Genomic DNA, 13,643 nt, shown 5'->3' with positions numbered 1-13,643 from the left:
ACCTAATTTGTTTTAATTGTGTTGTGTTATTATGTGTGTGTTGTTTATGATATCCGCAAATATCATTTTGTAATCTTAATGGTGTAAATATAAAGCATGTTGCAATCTTAATAGTACAAAGATACAGCATTTTGAAACGATAACAAAATAAATTGTAGCATAAAGTAAGTAATTAATATTCGAATATTCGTTTTTGATACTTTTTACTTGTTATTTGTATGCAAATAGTAAGCAAAATAGCGATTATAAGTTTAAATTGTTATTTAATGTGAGTTCGACGAATTTAAAACAAAGTTAATTGTCTATCAATAGTTCTTTCAACATTAATTTAGGCTTCTTAGGGAAAAGGCAGTATGCAGCCAATGCTTCAAGTGTATTGATAATATAATTATCAAAAGACCGATGTCATAAATGTTCCACTTGTGCAATGTTCTTAAGTTCTTCATTCATAGTCTCAATGTTAGCCCTTTTCCTTAAGAGTAACTTATCTGAGCCTTTCATAATAGCTCCTTTCATGTTATTCTTCAATGTGTATTTTACTATCATAGCATCAAAAAACTTGCAGAAATCATCTGCAATACAAAATATTTCAGTAACTTTGTCCTCGGTGATCATTGTGATTATTGTTTGTAATGTTTTGATTTTTAACACATTAAATTTACAGCAATTTTCACTAATCATCAAATTTTACATATTTATAATTCATCGAACTCACGTTATAGTAAATGACGAGGTGTGTATAGTATGCGGACTGTGTGAAAAGTCTTGTCCAGCTGGTGTAATGTATAATGTTAAGGTTGCATGAAGAAGATAACGCATTGGTATGATTATATGTGGACGTGGACAGATATTCCTTATTATTGGCAACAAATTAAGAATGTCTAAGTGAAAGGCAGCACCAAGATGGTTGTCTTCAAAATGGTTCGGAAATGGTTTCCTTGTGTTTTTCATGACATTCTTTCTCAATATGATTTATGCAACAGTCCTTGTAGCAAAGGATATAAAGTCATTAATATATAGACCGCAGACATGGTGTGTGTTGTCCAATGGGAAATATGACACAAATGATTTGCAAATTAAAAAACAAAGAATAAATATGAATCAGGAAAGAACTCTTGCGGATATAGCCGCAGATAATTATAATAACGGATATAACTGCGGTCAAGCTTTGGTTGTGGCTTTTGCTGAACGTTATGGCTTTTCAAAGGAGCAGGCTTCACAGATTACTGCCGCTTTTGGTGGTGGATTGGGACGCCAGAGACTCACTTGTGGTGCTGTTATGGGAATGGGGGTCTTGGCTGGGCTTGAAGATGGTAATTCCGTACCTGGAGAAAAGGATAAGGTGAAAACTACATTCAATGCTATACAGATGATGACTGAAAAGTTTAAAGAGCAGTATGGATCTGTGACATGTGGTGAAATCTTAGGTTTGAAGGGATATGCTAAAGCTGAAGGTCCTGCTCAGCATCAGGAAATACCAGAAGCATATAAAGGCAGACCGTGTGCATTGAAGGTAAAGTTAGCCGCTCAGATATTTGAAGATTATCTTAAAAGTAAAGGCATAGCAGAGGATAAACAGAAATAGTTTAAGCGATAACAATATTTTAGAGGAATAAGAGTAGCTGAAAATTATGCTTTAGGATGTTACGCATATTGTTGATATCTTACATCATTTCTTAATAAGATATCTAGTTTATTTTGCAGTATTCCATATAGTAACGTAAACTTTATATCGTAGTAACGTAAACTTTATGTCGTAGTAACGTAAACTTTATGTCGTAGAAACGTAAACTTTATGTCGTAGTAACGCAAACTTTATATCGTAGAAACGGATTTCTGAATCTTTAAATGCTTCTTGTCAACAGTAACAATATGATAAGAAGCATCGTTTTGTCTTAATTCAGATGCGATTTATAGTGCTTTGTCCATTTACATATATTGCTGATTAGCATAATCTCCCCCTATAGTTTTTTAAAATAAATAGTGTCAAAGTGTCTAATGGCTGTGTATCAGTTAGTTAGAATGCTTTTTTAGCGAAGATAAGTATCAGGCAAGAGACGTAATTTTATGCTTTATATCGATGAAATGCAAAATAGGGCATGATAAAGAGGCGATTTTTACGGTGCAAAAACATCTATTTTTAGGTAAGAAATTGAGGATTATGAAAAAAAGCTGCTTTTGTTTTTCTAAAAATTGATAACGCATATTACGACACTTCATTTTTGAGAAAATCATATCTAAGTTGCTGATAGTCAGTTTTTCGTCAGTTCGACGCTAGTATTTTGAAAACCCTTTAGTGCGCGCGCATGTGCGCGCACATTATTTATATAATATATAGCATTAGTCATAATTTGCATTTTTCTCATAGCACCAGTCATTATGTTTAACAGATGCTGTATGATAAAGATTCAACTATTCGTTTTTATATCCTTGTGGAGTTGTACCAGTCAAGCGTTTGAAGAATTTACAGAAAAAACTTACATTTGGAAAGTTTAGCGCTTCACTGATTTGTGAAACCTGCATATCTGAATGTTTAAGCATAACCTTAGCTTCAGCGATTACCGATTTATCTATCCATTCTTTTGCTGTAGTATCGCTGGCATTACTTATTAATGTTCCAAGATAGCGTTGCGACATGCACATCTTGTTTGCGTAAAAACCAAGTGAACGTTCTTTTTTACTGAATTTATGTACAAGGTTTATAAATTTAAGAAATACCTCACGTTCATGAGTATGCACTTCGCCATTAACTCCTGTTTTGCTGTTTAAGTTGCTATACATGCATAGTATTGCTTTCGTAACACAAAAGAACGTATCTTTGTCAATACTGTTTGAATGTATTATCAGCCATGCATCTTCTATAAGTCTGTGAAATATGTTCTCTTCTTCTTCATTCATCGGTATTGTCGTTTTACTCTCACCGCTAATTAAGCATGACGGGACTCTCCCATTAAATAACATTTGCAGTAACTCGTCGTTTACAGATATAGCCTCCATATCGAAATCAGGGGTAAAACATATAGGTTGTACAATGCTCCCAGCTCCGATAAACAACATCGAACCTTTATTTATAGTATAGTCAATAAGGTTGATGATAGCATGGCCGGTTCCGCTTTTTACACAGCATACACGTAGTTCATCAAATCTGTATGGTTGGTTTAATGTTATAAATGTTTTTCTAAGTTTGTTGAAACTCAGTAATACAGCGAAGTCCTTTGCAACGTACGCTGCATTAGCATTATCCAATATACCTAGTTTTATATAATCGCGTATACGTTCGAAGTCCAGTTTTATAGGTCTGTTACTTTCCATATCCTACTATTTATCAATTAATATGCCTCAAAGATAATAAAATATCCCTATTGTTGACCATCTTTTTTGAATTATAGTACAAAAAGGACATTTTTCAATTCTTATAGATAATGACTTTATTAATGAAACAGCATATCTTTGCAGAAAAATATAATATATGAGAATAAGAATGATTCTTTTGGGACTGATTATGGCAACCACAGGATGCTACGCCCAACTAACATTACTTCAATGTAGACAGAAAGCGCATGATAATTATCCGCTTATAAAGCAATATGATTTGGTTGAGCGATTGCGTGACTATAATATTGCCAATGCTTCTGTCGCTAATTTACCACAAGTTTCTGTAACTGGTTTGGCAACATATCATACAGATATGCTTAAAGGTAATATGGCTTCAGCTATTGATACTAAAAGCTATCTCTATGGTGGAATGTTGCAAGTATCTCAGAATGTATATGATGGTGGCGCTGTTTCTTCTCGTAAGAGTATAACCAAAGCCGATGCGAATGTGAGTACAGAACAGTTAAATGTTTCAATGTATGATGTAAATTCAAGAGTAGATCAAATGTTTTTTGGAACGTTGCTCCTTGACGAGCAAATCAAGCAGAATAAACTTTTGCAGGAAGACTTGGCGCTTAGTAGGAAAAGTATAGACGCTATGATGAAGAATGGTATAGCCAATCAGAGCGATATTGATGCTATAAAGGTTGAACAATTGAACGCAGAACAACAGATGAAGAGCTTGATAGAACAACGACACTCATATATTATGATGTTGGCTATTTTTATAGATGAAAAGATTGATGACAACATTACATTATCTCGTCCGTCTGATGATATGCCTGAATCAATGGAAGTAAAACGACCAGAAATGAAACTGTTTGACGCACAGACAATATTACTAAATGAGCGTGAGAAAGCGCTTGATGTGAATTTAAAACCAAAATTCGGATTGTTTGTATCAGGACTGGTGGGGAATACAGGTCTGGATTTGATAAACAAAAGTATGTTGATGGCTGGCGCTAAACTAACTTGGAATATAGGCGGACTTTATACGAGGAAGAATGACAAAAGACAGATTGAGGCTAATAGACAACAGATTGAAAGTAATCGTCAGACATTTCTTTTCAATACAAGATTGCAGACAGTCGGAGAGACTTCTGTTATCAATGATCTGAAGGAAAAAATAAAGACAGATGATGATATTGTTGTACTTCGTACAAACATACGAAGCAAAGCTGAACGCAAAGTGGAAAACGGCACGTTGACTATCAATGAGATGCTGCGCCAGATAAATGCCGAGAGCGAGGCAAAGCAGGCTAAGGCTTTGCACGAGATTCAACTGCTGAAAGAGATTTACCAACTTAAAAATATTGGCAACTATTAATATTTAAATAGATATGGAAACAAGAAAATTTATTATATGGGTTTCAATGGCGACGATGTTCGCAGCGTGTTCATCAGATAAGAAGAGTTATGATGCCACTGGTACTTTCGAGACCACAGAAGTTACTGTAGCTGCCGAACAGACAGGACGTATAATGGCTTTTGATATAACAGAAGGACAGAATATAGATTGCGGTAAGCAAGTGGGACTCATTGATACCGTGCAGTTGCAGTTAAAGGCTATGCAGGTTGGAGTGACACGAGAAACTTTTGAAAATCAAAAACCAGATGTGCAGAAACAGATTGCGGCATTACGCCAACAGTTGGCTACTGCACAAAGAGAACAGCGCAGGTCTGCTGGTCTAGTTAGAGACGGAGCGGCAAACCAGAAGCAGTTGGATGATGCTAACTCGGCAGTGCTAGTCTTGCGTCGTCAGTTGGAAGCGCAGATATCTATATTGGGTAACAGTACCAGAAGTTTGTCTAGTCAGAGCAGTGCTACAGGAATAGAACGTTCACAGGTAATTGACCAATTGCGCAAATGCCATATTGTGGCTCCAATAAGCGGTGTTATACTAGAAAAATATGTGGAAAAAGGCGATTTTGCCACAATAGGAAAACCTTTATTCAAGATAGCAGATATGAATAACGTTTATCTTCGTGCTTACATCACATCAGGACAGCTTGAAAAGGTGAAAGTAGGTCAGAAAGTAAAGGTGTTCAGTGACTATGGAGACAATAAACGCAAAGAATATAATGGTACGGTTACATGGATTTCTGAACATTCAGAGTTCACTCCAAAGACAATACAGACAGATGATGAACGTGCTGACCTTGTTTATGCAGTTAAAATACTTGTCAGAAATGACGGATATATTAAACTAGGCATGTATGGTGAAGTAAATTTCTAGACATAATTATTCAAAGCTTATCATGACAGCCATAGAAATAGATAAAGTCACTAAGCATTTCGGCAAGGTATGTGCGCTTGACGATGTCTCGCTAAGTATAAATCAAGGAGAACTCTTTGGTATTATTGGTCCTGACGGAGCCGGCAAGACAACTCTTTTCCGCATACTTGCCACATTGCTTGTTCCTGAAACCGGCGTAGCATCTGTTGATGGCTTTAACACCTTGACAATGATGCGCGACATCAGAAAGCGTGTGGGGTATATGCCTGGTAGGTTTTCGTTGTATCAAGACCTTACTGTAGAGGAAAACCTTAAGTTCTTCGCTACACTTTTCAATACGACAATAGAAGCAAACTATGATTCGATACGTGATATATATTCACAGATTGAACCGTTCAAGAACAGACGTGCTGGCGCTCTTTCTGGAGGAATGAAACAGAAACTAGCTCTTTGCTGTGCCCTTGTACATAAGCCAAGCATACTTTTTCTTGATGAACCAACTACAGGTGTAGATCCTGTTTCGCGCAAGGAGTTCTGGCTTATACTTCAAAAGTTGCGTAATACGGGAATGACAATAATTGTGTCTACTCCATATCTTGATGAAGTACGCCAATGCGGTAGGATAGCCTTTCTAAATAAAGGAAAGATATGTGGAGTAGGTGCTCCTGATGAAATACTGAATGAATTTAAGGATGTATTTTGCCCTGAACCGTTATCGCATTCAGATGAAGCAAAGGTTTCTGAAGATAATGATGTGATTGTTGTTGATGGATTGTGCAAGACATTTGGTACATTCCATGCTGTAGACCATATATCCTTTAGGGTACATAGAGGTGAAATATTCGGATTTCTTGGAGCCAATGGAGCTGGAAAGACTACGGCAATGCGCATGTTAACAGGATTAAGTCAGCCTTCTGGCGGTAAAGCTACAGTAGGCGGTTATGATGTATCTACGCAATACGAGCAGATAAAAAAGCATATAGGTTATATGAGTCAGAAGTTCTCTTTATATGAAGATCTTAAGGTTTGGGAAAATATACGCCTTTTTGCTGGCATATACGGCATGAACGATAAAGATATTGCACAAAAGACGGATTCTTTGCTCAGTCGTCTTGGTATGAGTGAACATAAAGATACTATCGTTAAGGAACTGCCGCTTGGATGGAAACAGAAGTTGGCTTTCTCAGTATCTATATTCCATAAACCCGAAGTTGTTTTCCTTGATGAACCAACAGGAGGTGTAGATCCGTCTACACGAAAGGAATTTTGGACATTGATTTACGAAGCTGCAGCCGAAGGTATCACAGTTTTCGTAACAACTCATTACATGGATGAGGCTGAATATTGTGACCGCATATCCATTATGGTAGACGGACAGATAAAGGCGCTTGGCACTCCATCGGAACTAAAACATCAGTTCGCCGTTACCGATATGGATAGTGTATTCACGATGTTAGCTAGAAAGGCACAACGAAAATCAGACTGATAATATGACAACATTCATATCATTTATAATAAAAGAGGCACGCCATATATTGCGTGACCGTCGCACACTACTAATACTTATCGGTATGCCGATAGTAATGATGTTTCTGTTTGGATTTGCCATCACCACAGAGGTGCGCAATGTGCGCATCGTGCTTGTTTCGTCTTCGATAGACAAGACTACTCAGAAAATAGCCAATCGTCTTGATGCATCTACATACTTCAATATCACGGCAATGGCTAGAAATACGGATGAGGCTAAGACGATGCTTGAAGGAAACAAGGCTGAAATGGCTATCATATTCAGTCCTGATTTTGCCAGTCACATATATGATGGTGAGGCTAGGGTGCAAATTATTGCCGACTGTGCCGATCCTAACATGGCAATACAACAAAGTAATTATGCCAGTCAGATTATACTTTCAGAATTGTCATCGGCTGGAGTATCCAATGGTAGTGCGTTGATAAAACTTATGTATAATCCACGCATGGAGAGTGCTTATAATTTTGTACCCGGAGTAATGGGAATGATTTTGATGATAATATGCGCAATGATGACTTCAATCAGTATTGTTCGCGAGAAGGAACGTGGCACGATGGAGATACTGCTTGTGTCGCCAGTTCGCCCGATACTTATTATTATAGCCAAGATGATACCATATCTTGTTCTCGGCATTGTAGACCTGATATTGATTCTAACTATATCATATTTTGTATTACATGTGCCTATAGCTGGTAGTCTGTTATCCCTTTCGGCAGTATCTATATTGTTTATAATAGTAGCGTTGTCGTTAGGACTCCTTATAAGTGTTCTTACCGAAACTCAGGTGGCAGCAATGTTAGCCTCAGGAATGATGCTTCTCATGCCTAGCATATTAATGTCAGGAATGATATACCCTATAGAGAGTATGCCAGTCGTGTTGCAGTTTATTGCTCATCTTGTGCCAGCTTCGTGGTTTATTTCTGCATGCAGAAAGATCATGATAATGGGCGTAAGCATCACAATGGTTTGGAAAGAAGTGTGCGTTATGACAATTATGGCGATATTGCTTCTTACCATTAGTCTCAAAAAGTTCAAGAAAAGATTAGAGTAGAATTATGATACTAAGATACCTCATAGAAAAAGAGTTCAAGCAGATACGTCGTAATGCGTTTCTGCCAAAAATGATTATAATGTTTCCCATTGTGATTATGCTTGTTATTCCTTGGATTACCAACTTGGAAATAAAAAATATATCCCTGCTGGTCGTAGACAATGACCGAACAACTACATCACAACGACTGGTACACGAGATGGAGGCTTCTAATTATTTCATCTTTAAAGGGATGTCTTCGTCTTATGATGAAGCCTTAAAGGAGATGGAAAAGGGGAGCGCTGATATTATAGCCGTGATTCCGCAGCATTATTCACGCGATTTGGTAAACACTCGCCCTGCACATATACTTATTGCGTCCAACTCTGTAAATGGAACAAAAGGTAGTATGGGAGCGGCTTATCTGTCGAATATCGTAATCCCATCAACGGGGAAACTTCCAATATCTGTGCTTAATCTATTTAATACTTATCAGGACTATAAAGTGTTTATGATTCCGGCACTCATGGCAATACTACTTATTCTCTTTTGTGGTTTTATGCCTGCGCTCAATATCGTGGGTGAGAAGGAAGTTGGAACTATCGAACAGATAAATGTAACACCTGTTGGCAAGTTCTCGTTTATCATGGCAAAGATTATACCTTATTGGGTGATTGGGCTTGTCGTGATGACAATATGCTTTATTCTTTCATGGGCTGTTTATGGTATCACGTCGGCAGGGCCGTTGGCGGTGATATATCTCATCGCAATAATCATGGCACTTATTATGAGTTCGCTCGGACTTATCATATCCAATTATAGTAGCACCATGCAGCAGGCAATGCTGGTGATGTGGTTCTGCATGGTATGTTTTATCCTTTTAAGCGGACTGTTCACGCCAGTCCGTAGTATGCCTGATTGGGCTCAATATCTAACAGAAATAAATCCAATGCACTACTTTATAGATGCAATGCGTATCGTGTTTATTCGTGGTGGAAATCTATTCGAAATAATGCCTCAATTTATTGCTCTTATGTCCTTTTCTGCCGTTATGGGTACATGGGCAGTGGTGAGTTACAGGAAGAACAATTGATATATAACATATAATAAATAAATATTAAGAAATTCAGCTTGAATTTATTGATAGATTCACAAAAAGATACTATCTTTGCAGAAGACTATTTAGCTGACATTATTTATTAAATTGTATATTCATTATCATCATTTAGTATGAGCTTAAACGTAGAAAAGGGAAATAAAAAAAGAGTAGTTATTGTAGGCGGAGGTTTCGGTGGCTTGAAATTAGCTACCAGTCTACACCATTCAGGTTTGCAGGTAATCTTGATAGACAAGAATAATTATCATCAATTTCCACCACTTATCTATCAGGTGGCTTCTGCCGGTATGGAGCCTAGTTCAATATCATTCCCATTTAGAAAGATATTCCAGAATCGCAAAGATTTCTATTTCCGCATGGCTGAAGTTAGAGCCGTGTTCCCGGATAAGAAGATCATCCAGACATCAATCGGAAAGGTTGACTATGATTACCTTGTGTTTGCTGCAGGAGCAACGACAAATTTTTATGGTAACAAGCATATTGCTGAAGAAGCAATGCCTATGAAGAATGTTGCCGAGGCAATGGGACTGCAGAATGCTATTCTTGCAAATATTGAACGCTCAATTACTTGCGCCAATAACGTTGAACGTCAGGAATTACTCAATGTTGTTATCGTTGGCGGTGGAGCAACTGGTGTTGAGGTTGCTGGTGTACTTTCAGAGATGAAGCATACTATCTTGCCACATGACTATCCCGATCTAGACAGTAGTTTGATGAATATATATCTGATTGAAGCAGGTAATCGTCTCCTTTCTGCCATGTCGGCTGAATCTTCAGCTAAAGCAGAGGAATTCTTGCGTAAAATGGGAGTTAATATCTTGCTAAATAAGAAGGTTACTGATTATCGTGACCATAAGGTTGTGCTTGCTGACGGAAGTGAAATCGCAACTCGTACATTTATATGGGTAAGTGGTATTGCTGGTGTTCCGATAGCCAATATGGATAAGTCTTTCTTAGGAAGAGGCAACCGTATTAAGGTTGATGAATATAACAGAGTTTCTGGTATGGAAAACGTATTTGCGATTGGTGACCAGTGTATTATGAGTGGTGATAAGGACTATCCTAATGGACATCCACAGTTGGCTCAGGTATCAATACAGCAAGGAAAACTACTTTCTAAGAATCTTCGTCGTCTTGTTAAGGGAAAGAGCATGACACCATTCTCTTATAAGAACCTTGGCTCAATGGCCACAGTAGGAAGAAATAAAGCTGTTGCTGAGTTCAGCAAGATAAAGCTTCAGGGATTTGTTGCATGGGTTTTGTGGCTTGTTGTTCACTTGCGTTCTATACTTGGTGTTCGCAATAAGGTTATCGTGCTACTCAACTGGATATGGAACTATTTTAACTACAATCAGTCTTTGCGAATGATTTTCTATCCAAAGAAAGCTAAGGAAGTTATTGATAGAGAGGCACGAGAGGCTGTTACGCATTGGGGTGAAGATTTACTGAAAGAGGAAAATTGTGAATAAAAAAATGTGAATGTAACAAGTTGATAAAACAATTGTAGCAGTTTTGTAACAACTGTTTAATACTTTTGCAACGTAAAAATATTAATTATTATAACGTGATTAAAAAGAACAAGATGATGAACAATTCTTTTTTTAGCAAATTCGGTCCTAAAGAACCAAAGTTCTTTGACTATCTGGAACAGGTTTCGGAGATACTCTTGGCAGCGTCTGATATGTTGCAAGGTGCTCTAGATAGCAAAACTGGAGAAGAACGCATGGAATTTTTTCGTAAAATCAAGGAGAAGGAGCGTCTAGGCGATGAATTGTCTCATAAAATTTTTGAAGAGTTGAGTTCTTCTTTCATCACTCCTTTCGACCGTGAAGATATTCATCTTCTAGCAGACAAACTGGATGATGTTATTGATAGAGTCAATAGTTGTGCGAAACGTATAGCAATATACAATCCCAAAAAGAATAATCCTTATGAGAAGTCTTTGGGTGAAATCGTCAAGAGAGATGCTGAATGCATTTATGGTGCAATGGGAGAGCTTGCTTCTATTCGTAAGAATGCCTCAAAACTGAAACAGAACTGCAAGACTTTGCACGATCTTGAAAATGAGGCTGACGATGTTTACGAAACAGCTATTATCAACTTGTTTGAGGACGAGAAAGACGGAATCGAACTAATCAAGATGAAGGAAATCCTGAATGAACTTGAAAAGACTACCGATGCGGCAGAACATGTTGGTAAGATCTTAAGAACGATTATCGTAAAATATGCGTAATTGACGTAATAATATATAAGTATCTATGATATTACTTATCTCAATTATCATTCTGGCGTTGGCGTTTGATTTTATCAATGGTTTCCATGATGCAGCCAACTCTATTACAACAATCGTTACAACGAAAGTGCTCACTCCGTTTCAGGCGGTGATATGGGCAGCATTCTTCAATTTTGTAGCTTTTTTCATCTCAAAATATATAATAGGTGAGTTTGGTATTGCCAACACTGTTTCAAAGACGGTTTATGAGCAATTTATTACGTTGCCGATAATTCTTGCAGGTGTTATTGGTGCTGTTATATGGAACTTGCTTACATGGTGGAAGGGTATCCCTTCATCTTCTTCACATACTCTTATCGGTGGCTTTGCCGGTGCTGCAATTATGGCAAACGGCTTTCAGGCAATTCAGGGATCTGTGATTTTTAAGATCGCTGCATTCATTCTGTTGGCTCCGTTTATCGGTATGATAATAGCATTTTTCACATCAATGCTTGTGTTGTACGTATGCCGAAATATGAATCACAGTAAGGCTGAGGTTTGGTTTAAACATCTTCAGCTAATATCTTCAGCCCTGTTTAGTATTGGTCATGGTTTGAATGACTCTCAGAAAGTTATGGGTATAATCGCGGCTGCGCTTATTGCGGCTCATCCGCTTCATATTGGTATGGGAATACATACTGTTGACGACATCCCTGATTGGGTAGCTTTCTCTTGTTTCTTTGCTATTTCAGCTGGAACAATGTCAGGAGGTTGGAAAATCGTTAAGACAATGGGTACAAAGATTACGAAGGTAACTCCGTTTGAAGGAGTTGTTGCAGAGACATCTGGTGCCTTGACATTATTTATTACCGAATATTTAAAGATACCTGTTAGTACCACTCATACAATAGCTGGTTCTATCATGGGAGTAGGAGCAACAAAGCGACTATCTGCTGTAAGATGGGGTGTTACAAAAGATTTGATGGTAGCATGGCTTCTCACGATTCCAGTAAGTGCGCTCCTCGGAGCTTTGATTTATCTATTGGTATCACTTTTCTTGTGATATTATACTGATAATAAGCAAGCGTTACAAAAGAAAGTGCAATTCAATGCATAAGTTCTCTTTTGTAACGTTTTTCTTTTTCGGCCAATATTATACAATAATCCCTGGTCATAATAATAAAATATATTTGTAAAGTTTGCAAACTATCGTTAAAAGCCTTGTAAATAATTAAATATATATTATTGAATTGTTGAAAATACTTTTTGAGAGTACAAAAATTGTACCTTTGTGCGAAAAATAAAAAGGATGACAGTTTTAACATTTACAATCATTTTGATCTGTTCGGCTTTTTTGGCCGGGCTTCTCGGCTCTCTTACGGGCTTAGGTGGTGGAGTGGTAGTGATACCAGTATTGACACTTTGTTTTAATATTGATTTCCATTATGCCATAGGTGCAGCGTTAGTTGCTTCAATAGCCACATCTTCTGGTTCGGCCAGTGCTTATGTAAAAGAAGGTATAACAAATGTTCGACTTGGAATGTTCTTAGAGATAGCCACTACTATTGGAGCTGTTGGTGGAGCTATTATAGCCCTTTGGATGCCGACAAATATTATAGCAGTTATCTTTGGCTTGGTGTTGATTTTGACTTCTGCCATGCAAATGCGTAGAAAGGTTGATCATACAAATGTTGTGGGAAGTGAGTTAGCACGCAAACTAAAGCTATATGGAACTTATCCGACTAAAGATGGTGAGAAAAAATACGAACTTACAAATGTTGGTGGAGGATTCTCTGTAATGCTTGGTGCTGGAGTTCTTTCAGGTCTTCTTGGTATTGGTAGTGGTGCTTTGAAAGTGCTCGCTATGGATGGGGCAATGAAAGTTCCTTTTAAGGTAAGTACAACAACTAGTAATTTTATGATCGGTGTTACAGCCGTGGCTTCTGCTGTTGTTTATATTCAGAGAGGTTATATTGACCCGGGAATAGCTTTCCCTATAATGGTAGGTGTCTTGGGTGGTTCGCTTTTTGGAGCCCGACTCTTGAAGAGACTCGATGTAACCATATTGAGGAAGATATTTGTCTTAGCCATTCTATTGGTTGCGATAAATATGATATATAATGGTATAATGGGTAAATTTTAAG

General features: G+C 37.5%; 12 protein-coding genes and 1 pseudogene. 11 read left to right on the top strand and 2 right to left on the bottom strand.

Annotated features, from left to right (window positions below; genetic code table 11):
* Window positions 1-283: 283 nt before the first annotated feature.
* Window positions 284-528 (bottom strand): annotated as a pseudogene (locus tag prwr041_RS13620) (transposase); the annotation flags it as partial.
* On the opposite strand from prwr041_RS13620, the gene prwr041_RS13760 reads away from it, so the two are divergent.
* Both prwr041_RS13760 and prwr041_RS03300 read left to right on the top strand, forming a co-directional pair.
* Window positions 428-805, top strand: a complete 378-nt coding sequence (locus tag prwr041_RS13760) for a 4Fe-4S binding protein (protein WP_394370805.1) — start codon at window positions 428-430, stop codon at window positions 803-805. The pseudogene prwr041_RS13620 and the gene prwr041_RS13760 sit on opposite strands and share 101 nt — an antisense overlap.
* A 291-nt stretch (window positions 806-1,096) precedes the next feature.
* Window positions 1,097-1,585 (top strand): C-GCAxxG-C-C family protein, encoded by a 489-nt coding sequence (locus prwr041_RS03300; RefSeq protein ID WP_025883598.1) that lies wholly within the window; start codon window positions 1,097-1,099, stop codon window positions 1,583-1,585.
* Window positions 1,586-2,412: 827 nt separating this feature from the next.
* Here the strand turns inward: prwr041_RS03300 and prwr041_RS03295 are convergent.
* Window positions 2,413-3,312 carry a helix-turn-helix domain-containing protein gene (locus prwr041_RS03295; protein WP_207154941.1) on the bottom strand — a complete coding sequence of 300 codons (900 nt, stop codon included), beginning with the start codon at window positions 3,310-3,312 and terminating at the stop codon, window positions 2,413-2,415.
* Window positions 3,313-3,469: 157 nt separating this feature from the next.
* On the opposite strand from prwr041_RS03295, the gene prwr041_RS03290 reads away from it, so the two are divergent.
* From prwr041_RS03290 to prwr041_RS03250, 9 genes are all read left to right on the top strand, one after another.
* The gene (locus prwr041_RS03290) at window positions 3,470-4,702 is read left to right on the top strand and encodes a TolC family protein (RefSeq protein ID WP_207154939.1); all 1,233 of its coding nucleotides are present in this window, start codon (window positions 3,470-3,472) and stop codon (window positions 4,700-4,702) included.
* Between the two features lie 13 nt (window positions 4,703-4,715).
* Window positions 4,716-5,612 (top strand): HlyD family secretion protein, encoded by an 897-nt coding sequence (locus prwr041_RS03285; protein ID WP_207154938.1) that lies wholly within the window; start codon window positions 4,716-4,718, stop codon window positions 5,610-5,612.
* Window positions 5,613-5,634: 22 nt separating this feature from the next.
* Window positions 5,635-7,098, top strand: coding sequence for an ATP-binding cassette domain-containing protein (locus prwr041_RS03280; RefSeq protein WP_207154937.1), 1,464 nt, complete (start codon window positions 5,635-5,637; stop codon window positions 7,096-7,098).
* A gap of 4 nt (window positions 7,099-7,102) precedes the next feature.
* Window positions 7,103-8,191: an ABC transporter permease gene (locus prwr041_RS03275; protein ID WP_207154935.1), complete on the top strand. Its 1,089-nt coding sequence runs from the start codon at window positions 7,103-7,105 to the stop codon at window positions 8,189-8,191.
* Window positions 8,192-8,195: 4 nt separating this feature from the next.
* The gene (locus tag prwr041_RS03270) at window positions 8,196-9,263 is read left to right on the top strand and encodes an ABC transporter permease (RefSeq protein ID WP_207154933.1); all 1,068 of its coding nucleotides are present in this window, start codon (window positions 8,196-8,198) and stop codon (window positions 9,261-9,263) included.
* Between the two features lie 137 nt (window positions 9,264-9,400).
* Entirely contained in the window at window positions 9,401-10,756 is a 1,356-nt protein-coding gene (locus prwr041_RS03265) for an NAD(P)/FAD-dependent oxidoreductase (RefSeq protein ID WP_207154932.1), read from the top strand.
* Window positions 10,757-10,872: 116 nt separating this feature from the next.
* Entirely contained in the window at window positions 10,873-11,520 is a 648-nt protein-coding gene (locus prwr041_RS03260) for a DUF47 domain-containing protein (protein ID WP_207155561.1), read from the top strand.
* A 25-nt stretch (window positions 11,521-11,545) separates the two neighbouring features.
* Window positions 11,546-12,562, top strand: a complete 1,017-nt coding sequence (locus tag prwr041_RS03255; protein WP_207154931.1) for an inorganic phosphate transporter — start codon at window positions 11,546-11,548, stop codon at window positions 12,560-12,562.
* 246 nt (window positions 12,563-12,808) lie between these two features.
* Window positions 12,809-13,642, top strand: a complete 834-nt coding sequence (locus tag prwr041_RS03250) for a sulfite exporter TauE/SafE family protein (protein WP_207154929.1) — start codon at window positions 12,809-12,811, stop codon at window positions 13,640-13,642.
* Window position 13,643: the final 1 nt, after the last annotated feature.

This window comes from Prevotella herbatica, from assembly GCF_017347605.1.
GTDB classification, from domain to species: Bacteria; Bacteroidota; Bacteroidia; order Bacteroidales; family Bacteroidaceae; genus Prevotella; species Prevotella herbatica.
This window is presented reverse-complemented; position numbering and strand designations above follow the sequence as displayed.

What these genes read in the sequence shown, in the direction of transcription:
- prwr041_RS13760 (WP_394370805.1), top strand. Translation starts at nt 428, where the DNA reads ATGTTCTTAAGTTCTTCATTCATAGTCTCAATGTTAGCCCTTTTCCTT.
- prwr041_RS03300 (WP_025883598.1), top strand. Translation starts at nt 1,097, where the DNA reads ATGAATCAGGAAAGAACTCTTGCGGATATAGCCGCAGATAATTATAAT.
- prwr041_RS03295 (WP_207154941.1), bottom strand. Translation starts at nt 3,312, where the DNA reads ATGGAAAGTAACAGACCTATAAAACTGGACTTCGAACGTATACGCGAT.
- prwr041_RS03290 (WP_207154939.1), top strand. Translation starts at nt 3,470, where the DNA reads ATGAGAATAAGAATGATTCTTTTGGGACTGATTATGGCAACCACAGGA.
- prwr041_RS03285 (WP_207154938.1), top strand. Translation starts at nt 4,716, where the DNA reads ATGGAAACAAGAAAATTTATTATATGGGTTTCAATGGCGACGATGTTC.
- prwr041_RS03280 (WP_207154937.1), top strand. Translation starts at nt 5,635, where the DNA reads ATGACAGCCATAGAAATAGATAAAGTCACTAAGCATTTCGGCAAGGTA.
- prwr041_RS03275 (WP_207154935.1), top strand. Translation starts at nt 7,103, where the DNA reads ATGACAACATTCATATCATTTATAATAAAAGAGGCACGCCATATATTG.
- prwr041_RS03270 (WP_207154933.1), top strand. Translation starts at nt 8,196, where the DNA reads ATGATACTAAGATACCTCATAGAAAAAGAGTTCAAGCAGATACGTCGT.
- prwr041_RS03265 (WP_207154932.1), top strand. Translation starts at nt 9,401, where the DNA reads ATGAGCTTAAACGTAGAAAAGGGAAATAAAAAAAGAGTAGTTATTGTA.
- prwr041_RS03260 (WP_207155561.1), top strand. Translation starts at nt 10,873, where the DNA reads ATGAACAATTCTTTTTTTAGCAAATTCGGTCCTAAAGAACCAAAGTTC.
- prwr041_RS03255 (WP_207154931.1), top strand. Translation starts at nt 11,546, where the DNA reads ATGATATTACTTATCTCAATTATCATTCTGGCGTTGGCGTTTGATTTT.
- prwr041_RS03250 (WP_207154929.1), top strand. Translation starts at nt 12,809, where the DNA reads ATGACAGTTTTAACATTTACAATCATTTTGATCTGTTCGGCTTTTTTG.